The 19532-nt window shown below is 59.6% G+C and carries 13 protein-coding genes and 2 pseudogenes; 3 read left to right on the top strand and 12 right to left on the bottom strand.

Features of this window, described 5'->3' with window-relative positions; all coding sequences use genetic code 11:
* The first annotated feature begins 72 nt into the window (after positions 1–72).
* Entirely contained in the window at positions 73–420 is a 348-nt protein-coding gene (locus tag CES87_RS05210) for a DUF6124 family protein (RefSeq protein ID WP_128605244.1), read from the top strand.
* 176 nt (positions 421–596) lie between these two features.
* Here the strand turns inward: CES87_RS05210 and CES87_RS05205 are convergent, their stop codons facing one another.
* From CES87_RS05205 to CES87_RS05175, 7 genes and pseudogenes are all read right to left on the bottom strand, one after another.
* Complete coding sequence (locus CES87_RS05205; RefSeq protein WP_128605243.1) at positions 597–2240, bottom strand: fatty acid--CoA ligase; 1644 nt, start codon at positions 2238–2240, stop codon at positions 597–599.
* 50 nt (positions 2241–2290) lie between these two features.
* Positions 2291–4068, bottom strand: a pseudogene (locus tag CES87_RS05200) (acyl-CoA dehydrogenase C-terminal domain-containing protein).
* Between the two features lie 118 nt (positions 4069–4186).
* Positions 4187–6675, bottom strand: a pseudogene (locus CES87_RS05195) (RND family transporter).
* A 31-nt stretch (positions 6676–6706) separates the two neighbouring features.
* Entirely contained in the window at positions 6707–7780 is a 1074-nt protein-coding gene (locus CES87_RS05190) for a YCF48-related protein (RefSeq protein WP_128605241.1), read from the bottom strand.
* Between the two features lie 67 nt (positions 7781–7847).
* A complete protein-coding gene (locus CES87_RS05185) occupies positions 7848–9206 on the bottom strand; it encodes a DUF1329 domain-containing protein (protein WP_128605240.1) in 1359 nt (452 codons plus the stop codon).
* A 53-nt stretch (positions 9207–9259) separates the two neighbouring features.
* Positions 9260–11275: a DUF1302 domain-containing protein gene (locus CES87_RS05180; RefSeq protein ID WP_128605239.1), complete on the bottom strand. Its 2016-nt coding sequence runs from the start codon at positions 11273–11275 to the stop codon at positions 9260–9262.
* A 128-nt stretch (positions 11276–11403) separates the two neighbouring features.
* Complete coding sequence (locus tag CES87_RS05175) at positions 11404–11970, bottom strand: alpha/beta hydrolase (RefSeq protein WP_128605238.1); 567 nt, start codon at positions 11968–11970, stop codon at positions 11404–11406.
* Between the two features lie 251 nt (positions 11971–12221).
* On the opposite strand from CES87_RS05175, the gene CES87_RS05170 reads away from it, so the two are divergent.
* Both CES87_RS05170 and CES87_RS05150 read left to right on the top strand, forming a co-directional pair.
* Positions 12222–13277 (top strand): AraC family transcriptional regulator, encoded by a 1056-nt coding sequence (locus CES87_RS05170; RefSeq protein ID WP_128605237.1) that lies wholly within the window; start codon positions 12222–12224, stop codon positions 13275–13277.
* 1503 nt (positions 13278–14780) lie between these two features.
* A complete protein-coding gene (locus CES87_RS05150) occupies positions 14781–15005 on the top strand; it encodes a hypothetical protein (RefSeq protein WP_128605235.1) in 225 nt (74 codons plus the stop codon).
* A 23-nt stretch (positions 15006–15028) separates the two neighbouring features.
* Here CES87_RS05150 and CES87_RS05145 read toward each other — a convergent pair whose 3' ends face one another.
* The 5 genes from CES87_RS05145 to CES87_RS05125 all read right to left on the bottom strand — a co-directional run bounded on the left by CES87_RS05145 (position 15029) and on the right by CES87_RS05125 (position 19480).
* The gene (locus tag CES87_RS05145) at positions 15029–16039 is read right to left on the bottom strand and encodes a YeiH family protein (protein ID WP_128605234.1); all 1011 of its coding nucleotides are present in this window, start codon (positions 16037–16039) and stop codon (positions 15029–15031) included.
* Positions 16036–16362, bottom strand: coding sequence for a Rieske 2Fe-2S domain-containing protein (locus CES87_RS05140; protein WP_128605233.1), 327 nt, complete (start codon positions 16360–16362; stop codon positions 16036–16038). The genes CES87_RS05145 and CES87_RS05140 overlap by 4 nt, the downstream gene beginning before the upstream one ends.
* Positions 16359–17021 (bottom strand): DsbA family oxidoreductase, encoded by a 663-nt coding sequence (locus CES87_RS05135; protein ID WP_128605232.1) that lies wholly within the window; start codon positions 17019–17021, stop codon positions 16359–16361. Before CES87_RS05135 ends, CES87_RS05140 begins: the two co-directional genes overlap by 4 nt.
* Positions 17018–18337: an MFS transporter gene (locus CES87_RS05130; RefSeq protein ID WP_128605231.1), complete on the bottom strand. Its 1320-nt coding sequence runs from the start codon at positions 18335–18337 to the stop codon at positions 17018–17020. Before CES87_RS05130 ends, CES87_RS05135 begins: the two co-directional genes overlap by 4 nt.
* Positions 18338–18427: 90 nt before the next feature.
* Positions 18428–19480: a 3-keto-5-aminohexanoate cleavage protein gene (locus CES87_RS05125; protein ID WP_128605230.1), complete on the bottom strand. Its 1053-nt coding sequence runs from the start codon at positions 19478–19480 to the stop codon at positions 18428–18430.
* Positions 19481–19532 lie beyond the last annotated feature (52 nt).

Genomic DNA, 19532 nt, shown 5'->3' with positions numbered 1-19532 from the left:
ACTAACTTGCGCACAGCCGCCACCCTTTCGTTTAGTCGCGAGGTGGTAGTGGCCCTACTGGAGAAAGTCCTCATGTTCAAACAAACACCAAATCCGCCAGACACCGATCCGGCTACCCCCTCCGAATCCATCGATTCAAGTAATCCCCACGAGCCATTCGAACGCATCCCCTCCTCCGCCGACATCCAAGCCACCCCACGCAAACTCTGCACAACGTTCATCGTCAACCCCGAACTCGATACCGAAACCCTGCTGGCTCACGCCTGCGAGTCTCTGGCTTCGGCGAATGTCATGACCATGGATCTGGCGGATCGTACGGAGGGGACGAGTCGCAATACCCTGCTGGGTATCGCGCAGGTCATCATGCTGGGGGAGCTGGCGGTGAACCGGGCGCTGGATCGGATTGATCCTCCAGAGTAGAAAAGCCAAAGCACGTCCGAATACGGCCCGAACCTGCGACGGCGCCTGACACGCATTAACCTGTAGGAGCGAGCTCGCTCGCGAAAAAACCGAATGCGCCACCGGGCATCTGGTTTTACGCGTTATCGTTCACGAACATCGCGAGCAGGCTCGCTCCTACAGGGGGTCATCGTTGCCTATTGGCTTAGTTCCTGCTCACGAATCAGCTTTTTGTTGATTTTCCCGACACTGGTTTTCGGGATGTCAGCAACGAATCTGATTTCCCTCGGGATCGCCCACTTGTTGATGCGGCCACTCTCTACATATTGGTGCAAATGGGTCACCAGCATTTCAGAAGTGACGCCTCCTGAAGGGCAAACGACAAGGGCCACTGGCCGCTCGCCCCACTGCGCATCAGGAATGCCGACGACCGCTACAGCCACGACCGCTGGATGCTCACTGATCAGACTCTCCAGCTCCAGCGAACTGATCCACTCCCCTCCCGTCTTGATCACGTCCTTGATCCGGTCCTTGATCTCCACGACACCCATCGCATCGATTGAAGCAATGTCGCCGGTATGCATCCAGCCGTTTTCCCACAGTTGCGCGCCTTGTTCAGGCTGTTTCAAGTAACCCTGAGTCAGCCAGGGTGCGCGCACTACGATCTCGCCCAGCGCCTCACCGTCCTGCGGGGCTTCATTGCCATTGGCGTCGACGATACGCAAATCCACCATCGGTATCGTGACCCCGGTCTTGATGCGGGCCGCGACCTGCGCTTGCGCCGGTTGTTCAAGCTCGACGTCACTCAGGTGAGTCACACAGAGCAACGGGCAGGTCTCGGACATTCCGTAGCCGGCGTGGATAGACATCCCTCGCTCTGTCGCCTGAGACGCAAGCCCATGGGTTAACGCGCTGCCGCCCAGGAGCATTTTCCAGCCGCTGAAATCAGTTCGGGTTGCTTCGTCGCAACCCAGGAGCATTTGCAGGATCGTCGGTACGCAGTGGGAAAAGCTGACCTTCTCTTCACGGTACAGCCTGACCAGGCTATTGGGCTCATAACGACCCGGATAAACCTGCTTGATGCCCATCAAGGTCGCGACATATGGCACGCCCCAGGCATGTACGTGAAACATCGGCGTGATGGGCATATATACGTCATCGGAACGCAACAACGGCGCGCCCTGATACACACCCAGAGTGCCGACCGCATTGAGCGTATGCAGCACCAATTGGCGATGGGTGAAGTAAACGCCCTTGGGGTCGCCGGTAGTGCCAGTGGTATAGAACAAGGTGGCGACCGAGTTCTCATCGAAGTCCGGGAAGTCGAAGTCAGGTTCAGCGTCTGCCAGCAGACATTCGTATTCACCCAACACCGGTAGCCTGGACGTTGGCGCGTCGTCGTCACTGAGCTGGATATAGCCTTTGACGGTCGTGAGCTGGTCCTGAATCTGCTCGATCAAAGGCAGGAAATCGTCGTGAACCAACACCAGATCATCCTCGGCATGGTTCATGGTGTAGAGCACCTGATCCGCAGACAGACGAATGTTCACCGTGTGCAATACGGCGCCAATCATCGGCACGGCAAAAAAACACTCCAGATAACGATGACTGTCCCAATCCAGCAACGCCACGGTATCCCCTGGCTTGACGCCAGCATTCGTCAGCGTGTTGGCCAATCGTTTGATGCGAGCATTCAGTGTTTGATAGCTGTAGCGCAGCTTGTCCGCGTAGACGATTTCCTGATCGGGGGCGTAGCGCTTGCCCGAGAGCAAAAGGCTCTTGATCAACAAGGGATAGGTGTAGGCGCCCTGCGCAGGCTCGATTATTTTTGTGGTCACCACGTTGAGTCTTCCTGATTCGGTTGGTTGGAGATCATCTCCGGTGCACGGGTTTAGAACTGCTCAGCGTCCAGCAGAAAAAGCGACTCGCTACCCGCTTTAACTGACGCGCTCAACGAGTGAATCCGCGGCAACAGGCGGGCGAAATAGAACCGCGCCGTGCCCAGTTTGCTCGCGTAGAAATCGTCCTGCGCTTCCTTGCCCATGGCAGCCTGGGCCATTAGCGCCCACATGTAGGCGTAAGCGGTGTACCCGAAGGCGTGCAGATACTCGACCGATGCCGCGCCGATCTCGTTTGGATTGGATTTGCAGCGATCCAATACCCAGGCGGTCAGTTCATCGAGGGTTGTCACGGCATCGTTCAGCGGTTTGGTGAACTCCGCCAGGTCAGCGCTGGCAGTCGAGGTAAAGTGACGAATCTCGTCGGCGAACAGGTTATAGAACGCCCCGCCGCTGCCGACTATCTTGCGCCCGACCAGGTCGAGCGCCTGAATACCATTGGTGCCTTCGTAGATCTGCGTGATGCGCACATCGCGCACCAGTTGCTCCTGGCCCCACTCACGAATGTAGCCATGGCCGCCAAAAACCTGCTGGCCGTGGATCGTGGTTTCCAGGCCGAGGTCGGTCAGAAACGCCTTGGCGACGGGTGTCAGCAGCGCCACCAAATCTTCCGCACGTTTACGCGTCGTGGCGTCTTCGCTGAACTTGGCGGTGTCCAATTGCATGGCCACGTAAGTGGAAAAGGCACGGCCACCTTCGTTCGAGGCTTTCATGGTCAGCAACATGCGACGCACGTCCGGGTGGACGATGATCGGGTCGGCCACCTTGTCCTTATTCTGGGCGCCGGTCGGCGAACGGCTTTGCAGACGGTCACGGGCGTATTCGACGGCGTTCTGATAGGAGCGTTCGCCGGTGGCCAGACCCTGGATGCCAACGCCCAGACGCTCGTAGTTCATCATGGTGAACATCGCTGCCAAACCTTTGTTTGGCTCGCCGACCAGATAACCCACGGCTTCGTCGAAGTTCATCACACAGGTCGCGGAGGCCTGAATGCCCATCTTGTGTTCGATCGAACCGCAGCTCAAAGGGTTGCGCTCGCCCAGGCTGCCATCGGCATTGACCATGAACTTGGGCACCAGGAACAGCGAATGCCTTTGGGCCCCGCCGGTGCGTCTGGCAGCTTGGCCAGTACCAGGTGAATGATGTTTTCGGTCAGGTCGTGTTCGCCGCCGGTGATGAAGATCTTGGTGCCGCTGACCTTGTAAGAACCGTCGGCCTGAGGCTCGGCCTTGGTGCGGATGATCCCCAGGTCGGTGCCGGCGTGCGGCTCGGTCAGGCACATGGAACCGGTCCAGATCCCGGCGTACATGTTTGGCAGGTACGCCGCTTTCAACGCTTCACTGGCGTGGGCGTTGAGCGCAAGGCAGGCGCCGGCGGTCAGCATCGGGTACAGACCGAACGACAGATTGGCCCCATTGACCATTTCCTCGACCTGGGCGCCGATGACCTTGGGCATGCCCATGCCGCCGTACACCGGATCACCGCCCACGCCAGCCCAGCCACCCTCGGCAAAGGCGCGATAGGCGTCCGCAAAACCACGTGGTGTGGTGACTTCTCCGTTGCTCCAGGAACACCCCTGCTCGTCGCCACTGCGATTGAGCGGTGCAATCAGCTGCGCGGTGATCTTGCCGGCTTCTTCGAGTACCGCATGGGCAGTGTCTTGATCCACCACCTCGGCCAGTGGCGGCATGGCGGCCCACAGCGTGGAAACGTTGAAAACTTCGTTGAGTACGAACCGAATGTCGCGCAAGGGCGCTTTGTAATCAGACATGTTTGAAATACTCAGGCAATGTCAGGGCATGAAACATGCCCTGGTCAATGGAAGTGGCTCTCTTTTGAGAAGACGCTTTTGAAAAGACGCTTTTGAGAAGACGCTTATGAGAGGACGCTTATGAGTGGGCGCCAACAAGCTCCGTCGCACGTTCGGTGGACTTAGATGGAATGGGTGTGATGTTTCGCAGCAGAAAAAACGACAGCGCCGGGATCAGGATCAATGCACCGAGCATGTTCCAGAGGAACATGAAGGTCAGCAGGATGCCCATGTCTGCCTGGAACTTGATCGGCGACCAGGCCCAGCACACCACGCCGGCCGCCAGGGTGATGCCAACCAACCCCACCACCCGACCGGTGAACGACACCGCGTTGCGGTAGGCCTGTGCCAATGGCATGCCTTGGCGCTGGTATTGCAACTGCACGCTGAGCAAATACAGTGCGTAATCCACACCGATCCCGACCCCCAGCGCAATCACCGGCAGCGTCGCCACTTTCACGCCAATACCCATGACCACCATCAACGCCTCGCAGAGGATCGACGTCAGTACCAGCGGCAGCAATGCCACCAGCGTGGCGCGCCAGCTGCGGAAGGTAATCAGACAGAACAGCGTCACCGCCGCGTAAACGTAAAGCAGCATGGTGTGGTTGGCTTCGCGCACCACGATATTGGTCGCCGCCTCAATGCCAGCGGTGCCGGCGGCCAGCAGGAACTGACGATCCTCGGTGCTGTTTTCCTTGGCGAACTTGTCGGCGATGGCGACCACGGCGTCCAGCGTTTCAGCCTTGTGGTCCTTGAGGAAGGCGATCACCGGCATCACCGAACAGTCGGTATTGAACAGTTCCGGAGCGTTGACCGAGGCCTGTTGCGCGGCGTAGTTCAGTACGTTCTGGTTGCGCTGGATGCTGTTGAGCTTTGGGTTGCCCTCGAACGAGCCGGCCGTGATCTGGCGCACCGCGTTGACCAGCGATGAAGTCGCCTGCACGCCTGGGTATTGCTGAAGTTCCCATGCCAAACGGTCGGCCAGGATCAGCGTCTTGTAATTCAGGCAGCCTTCGGGCGGGGTCTTGATCATTACCGCGAACAGGTCGCTGGACAGCGCATAGTGACTGGTGATGTAAGCGTTATCACGGTTGTAACGCGAATCCGCACGCAGCTCCGGAGCGCCACTGTCCAGGTCGCCGATCTGCAGGTGCTGGCTGACCGCGAAGCCTGCGATACCCAACGCCACGGCGCCGAGCACGATGCCCGTGGCCCACGAGCGCGTGGTGAAACGGTCAAGAAAATCCCACAGTTTTCCGAACCCGCGACTCTGGGCGGCGCGGGTGTCGATTTTCAGTGCGCGCTCGGCAGCCTTGGCGCCAACACCGATGTAAGACAGCGACACTGGCATCAACAACAGTGAAGTGAAGATCAGCACGGCGACGCCGATGCTGGCGGTAATCGCCAGATCCTGGATCACCGGAATATCGATCAGCATCAACACCGCGAAGCCCACCGCGTCGGCCAGCAACGCGGTGACACCGGCGATGAACAGGCGCCGAAAGGTATACCGCGCCGCCACCAGTTTATGGGTGCCGCGGGCAATGTCTTGCATGATGCCGTTCATCTTCTGCGCCGCATGGGACACGCCAATGGCGAAAATCAGGAACGGCACCAGCACCGAATAAGGGTCGATGGCATAACCCAGCCAAGCCACAATCCCCAGCTGCCAGACCACCGCTGTCAGCGAACAGAAGATCACCAGCAATGTGCTGCGCACGCATCGGGTGTAGAGGTAAATGATGACGAACGAGGTGACCACGGCCAGGCCGAAAAACATCATCACCTGAATCAGGCCGTCGATCAGATCGCCGATCAACTTGGCAAAACCGATCACACGGACCTTGTATTTTCCCTCACCTTCCTTCCCGGCCTTGCGCGCCTTGCTGTCGCCAGCAAACTCGATTTTATCTCGCAACTGTTGTTCAAGAACCTGCGCGAACTGGTAGTAATCGATGCTGTGCCCCGTCGCAGTGGTCTTGTCCAGCAGCGGTACGATCAACATGCTCGATTTGAAGTCGCTGGCCACCAGGCTGCCGACAATGCCGGCGCGGTTGATGTTCTGACGCAACTGTTCGATGTCTTCGGGCGAACCTGCGTACGCATCGGGCATCACCGGGCCACCCTGGAAACCCTCCTCGGTGACTTCATTCCAGCGCACCGCCGGGCTCCACAATGACTTCATCCAGGCGCGATCAACGCCCTCGGTGAGGAACAAGTCGTCGTTGACCTGTTTGAGCACGGCCAGGTACTCGGGGTCGAAGATATCGCCCTGGGTGTTTTCCACTACCACCCGCACCGAACTGCCCAGGCCGCGCAACGATTTGCGGTTCTCCAGGAAGTTCTGGATGTAGGGCTGGCTCTGCGGAATCATTTTTTCGAAGCTTGGGCGCAGCTCCAGGCGGGTAACTGCCATGAAGCCCAGCACCAGCGTGATCAACGCCATGACCAGCATGAACAGCGGGCGCTGGTTGAACACCCAGCGTTCCAGGCGGTTGCCGGACTGCCGATCGAAGTCACGCAAGTGGCGGATCACGGCATGGTGTCTTGCTTGAAGTGGCCCATGTCAGGGTACTCGCTCTAATGGATGCGGTTCTTATTTGATGTGAAGCGCGCGTGCGCCACGACTGCCGACCAATACCAGGTTGCCGTCGGGTGCCTTGATGGCGCCGGCTGACGGGGCCAGATTTTGCTGAGGCACCAGCATCAGTTGCGTGCTGTTGTCTGCCTGGACCAGCATTTGTCCTGCCAGGCTAAACAGCAGGAAACGACCCTTGTCGTCCACCGTGGCAGCCGTGATGCTGCCCTGCACACCCGTACTGAGCGCAGTCCAGCTGGCGCCGCCGTCGATACTGCGAAACACGTGCCCGCGCAGGCCGTAGACCAGCACTTCGCCAGGCTTGCCAATCACGCCGAAAAAACTGCCTTGATAAGGCGTGTCGAGCGCCACGAAACGTTGCCGTGGCTCGTCCCACTTAAGCAGCATCCCCTGTTCGCCAACGATGTAGAGCGCATCCCCCGTGGAGGCGATGGCATTGAGGTGCAAACTTTGCGGGTTATCGGTGCGGTCCTGGAAGGGTGTCCAGTGCAGACCGCCATCTTCGGTACGCAGAATCAGGTTGAAGACACCGACCACGTAACCGGTTTTTTCATTGGCGAACCAAACGTCGAGCAGCGGCTTGTCGGCACCCTCCTCGATCATCCGCTGGCCATCAGCAGCGAGTGTCGCCCATTGTTCGTTGGCAGGTTCGGCACTGGCCAATGCACCGTAATGCTGGACCAGCAAGGCACCGATCTGGCGGCCGTCCAGTTGTTTGTTCCAGGTCACGCCGGCATCGCTGCTATGCAGCACCACACCGTCGTTGCCCACCGCCCAGCCCTGGGTTGCTGAAGGAAAGTTCACCGCGTTGAGGTCGGCACTGACCGGCACTACGGCCTGCTTCCAGTTTTGCCCGCTATCATCGGAGTAAACAATGTGGCCACGCTGTCCGACAGCTACCAGCCGCTCCCCTGCACGAGTCGCGCCCAGCAAAGGGCTGCGCACAGCCAGGGGGCTGATCCTGGCGGGCATGTCCAGCACGTCGACGTAGCTGGCTGCCTGGGTCAGGCCCTGCAGCAGGGCAAGCATCGTGCCCAACGCCAACTGCAAGCACTTCTTGTACGAACACATACGGCGTCCTCTTGGAAAACCCGCGCCGGGCGCACGTCATGTGCAACCCGGCGTTGAAACCCCATGCTTAGCGAATGCCAGCGCCCGCCAGGGACTCCGGCGACCACTGCGCCTTGGACAGCGAGTCGATGTAGCGGATGCCACCGTAAGGGCCTACCACACCGTTGATGTTGTAGGAACCGCCGACCAGGTCGTAGATCATGAACGGCGTGGAGTCCGGTACCTGCTTGTCGTAGCTCTGGCTGAGGAAGGCAAAGGAGCCACGATAGAGCTGACCACGTGCGTCGTACTGGTCGGAAGCCAGAGCGGCCCAGCTGTCTTCATCGAGATAGAAGCGGCGCTTCTGGTAGACGTGACGCGCGCCGGCCTTGAGGTTGCCCTCCACCACCCAAACGCGGTGTTTCTCCCAGCGCACGAAGTCCGGTGCCAGGTGATTGGCGGTGGTCAGGCTTTTCGGATCCTGGGCGTAGGTCAGCTTGTAGGTGTTGTACGGCACGATCATTTCTTGCTTGCCGACCAGTTTCCAGTCGTAGCGATCCAGCGCACCGTTGAACACGAACACGTCGTCATAGGTGCCTGCGCCGGCAGTACCCGGGTTTGGCGTGTCATAAGCCAGGTTCGGTGCCAGTTTGACGCGACGCTGGCCCGGCAGGTATTGCCATGCGCGACGCGGCTGCTGCAGCGGATTGGCGGCGTCCTTGAGCATGACGGACTCGCCGGCCCGGCGTGCGGGACCGGTGTAATACAGCTTCATCTGGTAGTACACGTCCGAGCTGGTGATCGGCTGCGACATGTTTTCGTAGATCGGGTAAGTAATGAATGCCTGCCCGGTAATCGCCAGACTTGGCACACCGGCCGAGTCGACGTTCCAGGAGTCGTACTTGGAGTTGATGTTGACGCCCTGATAACGCAGCAGGAAGTTCCACATCGCCTCGCTGCCCGATTGCGGAATCGGGAACGGCACGCCGGGCAATACGTTGTCGATGGCCAGGCCGCCTTCAAGGGATTTGGCGCCGGTGGCGTTTTTCACGCTGTTGTCCAGCACGGCCTGCGGCAGCGCCACGGTACGGTGCGTCGGGTAGACATCAACACGGAACGTCGGGAAGCGCTTGGCCAGTTCTGCTGTGGTGGCAGTGAGCATGCCCTTGTACTTATCAACGTTTTTACCATCGATCACCAGCACCGGTTTTTCGTTGGCAAAAGGGTCAGGACGCATGCTGTCGCCCGACTTGTAGCCGGCCGGAGCGGTGGTCAGGCCACCGGCATAGGCTGGAATTGAACCGTCGGCACTGGCGGCCTTTTCGGCGCCGATCAGCGTCAGGTTGCTGCCAAGTTTGGCGGCCTCTTGCGTCGAAACGGCGGCCTGCGCCTGGGCGCCGATGGCCATGGCCAGGGACGCGGCCAGCAGAGTTTGCACGAATTTCATGGGGTCATTCTCCTGCTTAGTGACTCTGCATTTAGAGTCGGGCATTGGATGAATCAGAAGGTGGTTTTCATCGTCAGGTAGACAGCGCCACGGTCTTCTGTGGTCGCACCGCCACCCGAGAAGGCTGAATAGCCACCGGCGAAGCACGCATAGTTTTCATTACCGCTGAAGGCGTTCGGCGTGGAGCCGTCGCCGCTTCCGGCGTTCGCCGCGCCGGTGCTGTTACCGCTGACGTTGCACTTGTCAGCCTTGCCAAAGGAGTCCACGTACTTCAGATCCACGAAGTACTTGTTGTAAACCGCGGCACCGACGCCAAACGCGTAGTTGCCGGTGTCTTTCGCACCGCCGCCCGAGACCGGGGAAACGCCAGCCAGGCCCATGTTGACGGACATCGGCAGAGTCATGTCGATGCCTGGGAAAACCTGGTACCAAGTCGGGGTGAAGTTGACCGCGATGCCCCAGTTGTCACGGGTCGGCGCATCGATACCGCGGTAAGTACTCTTGCCCTTGTAGAGCGCCTCGTTCTTGCTATCGAGTTTGAGCAAGTTGCTGTAGTACAGCTCGGCGAGCAGGGTCGCCGAATCGAACACCGGGGTCTTGGGCAAAGTCATCAGGCCGTTGAGTGTCCAGTGCAAGGTGTCACCCGTGGCGCTCATGCTGTCGCCATCATGCGGGGTGTCGTAGATCACGCCGGTGGCTGCCGTGCGTGGCGGCAACAGGCCAAGACCTTGACCGAGTCCGAGGGGGCTGTTGGTACTGACGATTGCCGGGATGCTGGCCAACGGCATGTTGTGGCGGATGTTCAGGTCGCTGCCGACGCTGATGCCACCGACATCCTTGGACAGGCTCAGGCCGAAGATGTCGATCTTGTCGGAATAGGCCAATTGATAGGTCGCAGTGCTTAACGAGTTCAGCGTGTTGACGACCGCCGGCACCTGACCCGCTGGTCGCGTGCCGTTAGGATTGGCCGAACTCAGCCCCCGAGCGTCGAGCCAGGCCTGAGGCAGGATGTCTGAAGTCTGGCGATAGTAGACACCGAGGGTGCCGTCCAGCCAGGCTGGCGACCACTTGGCCATGACGCCCCAATCGCCTGAATTGCGCGGTGTCAGATCATCGCCGCGACGCACGTTGGTCAGTGCGTTGCAGGGCGCCAGGCCACAACCGAGCGGGCTGCCGGGTGTGATGGAGTTGGTGTTACCCAGCAGGAACGACTGCGCACCGAAGCCGACCAGATCAGAGCCGCCATAGTAGGTACCGGCTTCCGGCAAGCGAGCCGCATCCCAATCGAGGAAATACTGGGCGCCCACGGTCAACTCGGGGTTGACGGTGAACGTCATAGATACCTGGTTGCGTGGAACGAACAGTTCCTTGGCCTCGGTACCCGGCGATGCCGCCAACTTGGCCAGATCGAGGCCGGACTGGCCGTAGCTGATCGAATGCACGGGGTTGAGGATGGTTTCACCCCAGAACACGTTGTGCTGCCCGGCCTTGATGCTGAACATCGACTCCTCGCCCACTTCGGTGCTGTAGAACACGAAGGCATCGAGAATCTCGCCGGACGGACCGGTGTAGTAACGCTGGGCATAGTTGCTCAGGTGCGGGCTGCCAAAACCGACGTTGTCGTTAGTGACACCTGCAAGGCGTGGGTCGTTGGCGACCAGGCCCGAGGTACCTTTATTGCCGTTGACGAACGGATTGGAATTGGAACCGGTGTTTTCATACGCCTTGTCGTACCAGCTCGCGGCACTGACGCGAAAGCCCATGTGTTGCTGGTAAACCACATCCATCTCGGTCAACAGGTCGACGCGGTTGGTGATGTTGGTCCCGGCCTTGCGAAAGTTGTAGTCACCGTCGTTGTTGTTCGGCGTTGCCAGCATGCGCTTGTCGGCGTTTTCGGTGCGTACGCCATAGTTGTACTTCACGGTGTTATCTACGCGCACACTCCAGTCTGGATTACCGGTGTCCAGCTCCATCGCGTGAGCGATTGGCATGGAAGCCGCCAGGATCGCCAGAGCCAGCAGACTGCGAGGTGAAGGAAGTGTGTGGCCGTGATTCTTGGTGTTATGCATTGCGTTGACTCCGCCTTTTTTTATTTGTTTTAAGCGCAGGGATCCCCACACAGGCCCTTGGTGAGAGCGCCTGTGCTTTTGAGGAGTGTGGAAAATTACCGGCTGGCGGATGACCAGGCCGGCGCCTTTTAGCGATCCAGTTCGAGAACGAACTCTTCGGCTTGCGGCCAGTGGCCAAAACCCGAAGCAGGATTAAGGTGGCCTACCCGGCCGCAATTGATCAGTTCGCTGCCCCAGTCGCGGGCCATGCGGGTGACGGCCTCAAGACTGGCCAAGTGGTCATTGGTGCTACCCGCGACGATGCTGCGAAAAGGCAGCGCGCCGACAGGCAGAGGATCCCAGCCATTGGCTTTCAAGGATTGAGGGGATGGATAGTTCTGCGGCCAGTTGGCATCGAGATCTGGCGGCGCGGCCAGCAGGGCACCCTTGATCGGGCGATTGAACCGGGCGGCCCAGTGCGCGACCATCAGCACGCCGGCACTGTGGGCAATCAGAATCACCGGCCCGTCGATTTGCTCCAGCTCATGCTGGATCGCCCGGACGCGGGCGGCGCAGTCGAGCTTGTCGGTTTCAAGCGGCGCAACGCTGCGTACTTTACTCAAGCGGGCCTCAAGCAACGTCTGCCAATGCTCGGCAACATGCTCGCGCAGGCCTGGTACGATCAGAACGGTTGCGGCTGTATGCAGTTTTTCCACTTGAACACCTCACGGGTCTCGACTGACTCATTGGCCAGAAGTTTTCTTGTAGGACTGACATTAAAGAGCCAGGGCTGGCCGCGCTTTTCATTTGACGACAGTGACTTTTCTTTTGATGACAGGAGCATCGCCCCTGATTGGCGGTCCGACGGAAGCTGCTAACGTGACCTTGAAAATTGTTCAATCGATGACGTGCTGACTATATTTGTCCTACGTTCATTTCCATCGGATCACTGCAGGAACGCCTGTGCATGACAAAGCTTGTTCGCGCTGCCGTCTTGACCAACTACCTGGATGTAGCTCATTACCTGGGGTTCAATCCGCACGATTTGCTGGCGAGCGTCGGCTTGAGCAAGGCACGACTGCTCACGCCCGAACATCGAATTCCGATCGATGCCGCTGTTCGCCTGCTGGAAGATTCGGCCGCTGTCAGCGGTTGTCAGAACTTCGGCCTGAGCATGGCAGAATCCCGTCAACTCTCGGATTTCGGCGTCGTCAGCCTGCTACTGACCCATCAACGAACGCTGCGTGATGCATTGCAAGTGATGGTGCATTATCGGCACCTGATGAACGATTCACTGGCCATCTTTATCGAAGAAGCCGGCAAGATGGTGATCATTCGCGAGGAAGTGGTCACTGATTCACCCATGTCCTGCCGGCAAGCCAACGAACTGGCCATCGGTGTGATGTTCCGTATGTGCGCCGCCCTGCTCGGCGCTCACTGGCAGCCTTACAGTGTCAACTTCACGCATCAGCCACCCGACAATCTGCAACTGCATCGTCGCCTGTTCGGCTGCAAAGTGGAGTTCGGCAGCGAGTTCAATGGCATTGTCTGTCCCGATGCCAGCCTCGACATCACCAATCCCCACGCCGACCCCGCCATGGCGCGGTACGCCCAGCGCTACCTGGACTCGCTACAGAGCCAGGAAGGGCCTTCGATGCTGTTCGAAGTTCGCAAGGCCATCTACCTCCTGTTGCCGATGGGGCGCGCTACCATCGAGCAGATTGCCCAGACCCAGGGCATGAATGTACGGACGCTGCAACGTCGTTTGAAAGAGGATGGTTGCGCCTTTAACGACTTGATCAACGACGTGCGTCGCGACCTGGTGGTGCGATATCTGGAAAATCCCAATTACTCGCTGGGACGCATCGCCGACATGCTGGGTTACTCGATGGCGAGCTCGTTCACACGCTGGTTCATCACCCAGTTCGGCATGCCGCCTGCTTCATGGCGCAGCGCGCAAAAGCTCGGCACGTTAAAAGCGCCAACGGACACGACCGCCCTTTTCGATCAGAGAAAAACCTGACCCCTGAAACTGTAGGAGCGAGGCTTGCCCGCGAAGGCGGCGTGTCAGGCGACTTATTTTTTGATGGTGTACATATCCATTCCTGCGATAACGGCCACGATTGGTTCCGCCCTGACGGCGGGTCACTTGGAAGAGCCCCAAGTAACCAAGGGCTCCTGCCCCACCACTCGGTGCCTCGCTAGGGCTCGGCATGCCCGCACTCCGGCATTGCTCCGTGGGTCGCCGCGCTGGGCAATCCATGGCCCAGCGCGGCTAAACCGGCGTCCTGCCGGTTTACCCACGGAGCAATGCCTGCGTTCGGCCATCGTGGTTTAACGGGGCGCCTGGATCAAAAACAAAGCGAGGCGGCCTGACAGCCGACCTGACTCTGGCAGATACCGTGATCCCCTGTAGGAGCGATGCTTGCTCGCGATGGACGTCAACGAAAACGCGCCCTGTCTGGATGATCGCGTTGCCCGGACGTTTTTCGCGAGCAGGCTCGCTCCTACAAAAGGATCGCAGACGCGTCCGAAATCAGGTCGGCTGTCAGGCCGCCTCGCGCGCTTTTGATCTGGTTTTTGATCTTCTTGACCCCTCGAGAGGCCGAGCGCAGGTTCTGCGTAGTGGGCAACCCGGCATGGATGCCGGGTTAGCCGCGCACGGCCAAGGATGGCCGATCGCGGCGGGCCCACGGAGCAGGACCTACCTAATATCTGTAGGAGCAAGGCTTGCCCGCGAAGGCGGCCTGACAGCCGACCTTAAATGTTGTTGACCGAGTACATATCCATTTCTGCGGCAACGGCCGCTATGGGTTCCGCTTTTACAGCGGGTCACTTGGAAAAGCCCCAAGTAACCAAGGGCTCTTGCCCCACCACTCGGTGCCTCGCTTAGGCTCGGCATGCCCTCACTCCGGCATTGCTCCGTGGGTCGCCGCGATGGGCCATCCCTGGCCCAGCGCGGCTAAACCGGCGTCCTGCCGGTTTACCCACGGAGCAATGCCTGCGTTCGGCCATCGTGGTTTAACGGGGCGCCTGGATCAAAAACAAAGCGAGGCGGCCTGACAGCCGACCTGATTCCAAGTGAACACGTTTCCCTGTAGGAGCGATGCTTGCTCGCGATGGGCGTCAACGATAACGCGCGCTGCCTGAATGATCGCGTTGCCCAGACGTTTTTCGCGAGCAGGCTCGCTCCTACAATGGGATCGCAGACGCGTCCGAAATCAGGTCGGCTGTCAGGCCGCCTCGAGCGCCTTTGATCTGGTTTTTGATCTTGATCTTCTTGCCCCATCGAGAGGCCGAGCGCAGGTTCTGCGTAGTGGGCAACCCGGCATGGATGCCGGGTTAGCCGCGCACGGCCAAGGATGGCCGATCGCGGCGGGCCCACGGAGCAGGACCGGAGCGAGGGTATGCCGAGCCACAGCGAGGCACCGAACGACAGGGGCAAGAGCCCTTGGTTACTTGGGGCTTTTCCAAGTGACTCGCTGTAAAAGCGAAACCAATAGTGGCCGTTACCGCAGGGATGGATATGTACACCAGCAAGAAAATGGTCGGCTGGAAGGACGTCATCGCGAGCAAGCTTCGCTCCTACAGGCTCCTCCAAGTAGTGGCCGTTACCGCAGGAATGGATATGTACCCGGTCAATAAAAAAACGGCGACTGCTGGTACAGTCGCCGCAAAAAAACCGGTGCTCTTGACGCCGGTCGAGTGCCGCACTGCGTCGGAGTGGAACGCAATGCAGCGCCGCTCTTAATCTGGTACACCGTGGTGCCGGGCTTACATCCCCCAACGCAACAACAGCAATACCAGCACCACCAGGAATACCGTCTCCCCCACCATCAACAGAATCGGCTTGATACCCACCGCCGCCAACTCCTTGAGTTGGGTTTTCATGCCCAGGGCACTGATGGATACCACCAGGCACCAGCGTGACAGTTCATTGACCGAACCCTGCACCACCGGTGCTACCCATCCGGTGCTGTTGATGCAGGCCAGCAGCAGAAAACCAACCGCGAACCACGGCAGCAGCGGCGGCCGCTTGCCGGTGGGGTCGGCGCCCTGCATGCGGGTAATCATGGCGGCGCTGATGATCACTGGCAGCAGCATGGCGACCCGCATCAACTTGACCACCGTGGCCGTGTCGCCGGTCTCGGTCGACATGCTGTAACCGGCGCCGACGACCTGGGCGACATCATGAATGGTGGCCCCCAGGAATACGCCGGCCACTTGGGGCGACAACGACAGCCAGTTGGCAATCATCGGGTACACGATCATCGCCAGGGTCGACAGCGCCGACACGCCGATCACGGTGAACAATGTGGCGCGTTCTTTCTGCGGATGGTTAGGCAACGCCGCCGCCAGCGCCAAGGCCGCCGAAGCACCACAGATCGCAGTTGCGCCACCGGTGAGCATGCCGAACAACCGCTGAAAGCCCAGAGCCTTGGCCGCTACCACCGAGACGCTAATAGTCACCACCACCAGAATTACCACTAGCGCAAAGGGTTTCCAGCCCAGTGCGGCAATCTGCTCAAGGGTGATGCGCATGCCCAGCAGCGCCACACCGATGCGCAATATGCTGCGCGCAGTGAATTCAATACCGGCCTTGCAGGTGCCTTCACCGGCGAGGAAGTTCAGCGCCATGCCAAGCAACAGGGCGAACAGCATGACCGGCGCACCGTAGTGCTCGGACAGAAAGGACGCAGCCGCCGCAACGATCAGACTGACGATAAAACCCGGCGCCAATTCGCGCGTACGGCTGTGGATGCGTGTCAGAGCGATGGCACTCATGGTGCGGACTCCTCGGGGACGATGACAATGAATGCGTGGCCGTCGAACACCTCGACCGGGTAGTTGACGACCTTGAGTGTGTTGGAGTTGAGCAAGTAGCCGCTGGCCAGATCGAAGCGCAACCCATGGGCGCAGCATTGAATCACCCGACCGTCGAGGCGGCCGCCACACAACGAAGCGCCCTGGTGCGGGCAACTGTCGTCGATGGCGAACAGATCACCTTCGACGTTGAACAGTGCAATGCTTTTGCCATCGAATTCGAAGAGCGACCGGCCCCCGGCCTGCGGTAATTTTGCGGCAGGCACAAGTACACGCAGGCTCATAAGGGTTGCCGCTCGCCGGCACGGTCGAGCAAGGCCTCTTCCATGACGCCAAGCAGGTTTTCGGCGGGGTGCGCGCCCACCACCGTCACTCGCCGGTCGAATTGAAAAGAGGGCACGCCGCCGGTAGCCCCGGGGCTGCCAACGAAAGGCTCGCCGTTGCCGTACAGGCAGTCAGCGACGAAACCGGCCTCGAAGCCGCACGACTGAGCGATGGCGATCAACGTTTCACGGCTTCCCAGATCCTCGCCGTGGTGAAAGTACGCCGCAAACAGGCATTCCAGCAAAGCGTCACGCTGGCGGGTATTGCCCAATACGCTGACCCGATCCAGCAAGCGATGGGCATCGGCGGTGTTGGGCATCGTGGTAATACGGCTGAAATCGATGGTCTCCCCGACCGCCCCTGCGGCAAGCTGCACCTGGGCCTGGCGCATGCGTACCGCATCGGCGTTGCCCAGCCGTTTGCGATAGAACTCGACGAAGGGTTCACCCTGCACCGGCAGTTGTGGCAACAACTGCACCCCGTGCCAGACCGTGGTGAACTCGATGTCCGGTTGCCGGGCGCGCAACAGCTCCTGCGCACGCTCCAGTTGGCGCTTGCCGATCAGACACCAGGGACAGATGAAATCGAAAAACACATCAATACGTAAACGAACACTCACAACTTCACCTCTAACCCTGCTGCGCTGACGGTGTCAGGCACGCTCTGGCCCTTAAGCCGGGCAATATCTTTGTGGTAATGACACATGGCGTAAAAGAACACAGCCGCCGCCGCGATACTGACCAGGGGCACTAGCTGGAAAGCGGCGTGCAGGCCGATCACGTCGGACACGCGGCCAGTGATGAACGGCCCCGGGGCCAGGCCCAGCAAGTTGTTGACCAGAGTCAAGGTGGCAAAGGCTGTGCCATGGACCGAGTAATGGGTCAAGTTGGCAACCATGGCTCCTGCCGGGCCGGTGGTGCCGGCAGCGATCAGCATGCCCAGGCAGATCATCCCCAGTTGGGCAGGCCCGGCCGGCAAGGCGAATGCCACTGACAGCAGCATGCAACTGCCCAGGCAGTAAGCGATGGCCAGGGCGACTTTGCGCTCAGGAGATTTACGGCACAGGCGGTCGCTGAGCATGCCGCAAAGAATCATCCCCGCCCCGCTGCACAACACGATGATCGCCGCCATGCCACCCGCTTTGTCCGTGGCCATGTCGTAATAGCGATTGAGGTAACTGGGCATCCACACAATCACCGTGCCGCCGACGAATAACTGCAAACCGCTGCCAATATAGGTAGCGATCACCGAGCGGCTGGAAAACAGCGTGCGTAATGGTCGCTCGACCTTTGCCAAGGTCTTGTTTTCAGATCGCTGCGGAGCAATACGTGCTTCCTTGACGATTAGCGGATACAGCATCGCCAGCAGCAGGCCGAACAGCGCCATGCCAGCGAACGACCAGCGCCAGCCCAGCTTGGCGGCGATTGTGCCGCCCAACGCCATGCCAAGTACCGAGCCGAACATGCCTCCCGCCATGAAGGCGCTGGCCAGCGTTGCCCGCATATGTTTGGGAAATACCGAAATAACCACTGCTATGCCGACGCTGCCATAGGCTGCTTCGCCGACACCCACCATGAACCGTGCGATGAACATTTGCTGGTAGTCCTGCGCCAACGCACAACCCAGGGTCGCCAGACTCCACAGCAGCGCCATCAACGCCAGGCTTTTGACCCGGCCGAACCGATCGGCCACCAGCGACAGAGGAACGGTCAGCAGGCCGACCATCAAGGCCACGACACCACTGAGCAGGCCGAGCTGGCCGTCGGTCAGGGACCACTCTCCCTTGAGCATTGGAAATACCGCGTTCAGCACCTGACGCGACATGTAATCGGAAATCAACAGGCCGAACGTCAGTGCGAAGACGATCCAGGCGTATTTACGCGCAACAGTGACGGTACAGTCGTCATCGTCTGCGGCGATTGGGTGAAAGGCCATTGCGCCTCCTCGAAACTTTGTTTTTGTTGTTATCGAGCGTTATGCAATACAGCGAGCGAGAGGCCAGCGACCTCCCGCCTTCGCTGCCGGTCAGCCGCGCTGCGGTACACCTTTTTGCCCAGGCTTGCGGTTCGGCGACATGCCGTTGGCCAGCAGGGTTTCTTCGATGCTCTCGTACTGCACACCAATGCGGTAGATCTCACGGGCTTCTTTGCCAGTGGCAATTTCGCGACCCAGTTCATGGGCGATGCGCACGGTTTGCTGGATCTGCTGCACCGAGCTGAACCGGTCGCCCTTGTGATCAATGATAGTGTCTTCAATACCCACGCGCGGGTGCATGCCCATGGCCATCGCCATGGTGTTGAACGGCATCACGTTCTTGAGCAACGACTCCGAAGTCATGGTGCAGCCATCCGGCGCACGGTGAATGAAGTTGAAGAAGTTGAACGGATTAGGACCGTCGAAACCACCGCCGATGCCGATCCAGGTCAGGTTCAGCGGGCCCTTGTAGATGCCCTTGCGCACCAGACGCTCAAGGGTTTCCATCGCGTGTATGCCGGTCAGCTGGAAGTGCGGCTGGATGCCGTTGTCCATCAGGCGCTTGAGGTGCTCGGCAACCCATGCCGGGCCGGCCGGAACGGTCATTTCGCTGTAGGCAGCCTGGAACATCGGGTTGGCCAGAGAGGTGCCTTCCAGGTACTCCGGATACAGCAGCTCCATGATGTTCATTTGGGTGGTGTTGATCGCCACTGTGACCTGATCCGGTTTCGGCGTCAGCTCCGCCAGCATGTGCCGGGTATCGTCGGACAGCCACTTGGCCGCTTCGCCATCGCTTTCCGGGGCAAAGGAAATCGAACCACCGACCTGAATGATCATGTCCGGTACAGCTTCACGCACACCGGCGATCAGCTCGTTGAACTTGGACAGACGCTTGGAGCCCTTGCCGTCCAGCTCACGCACATGCAGGTGCAAGACTGTCGCGCCGGCTTCGTAGCAATCGACCGCTTTCTGCACCTGCTCATCCATGGTCAGCGGAATGTCTTCAGGGAAGTCTTCCGGCATCCATTCAGGGCCGTACGGGGCGACGGTGATGACCACCTTTTCCATGTTTTCCGGGTGCAGGGAATCGTCGAAGAATTGCATGAGTTACTCCTGTTCTTATGGTTTTCCGCCCAGCCGGGTTCATGCCCGGTGG

Source organism: Pseudomonas sp. ERMR1:02, from assembly GCF_002277815.1.
In the GTDB taxonomy this organism is placed as follows: Bacteria; Pseudomonadota; Gammaproteobacteria; order Pseudomonadales; family Pseudomonadaceae; genus Aquipseudomonas.
This window is presented reverse-complemented; position numbering and strand designations above follow the sequence as displayed.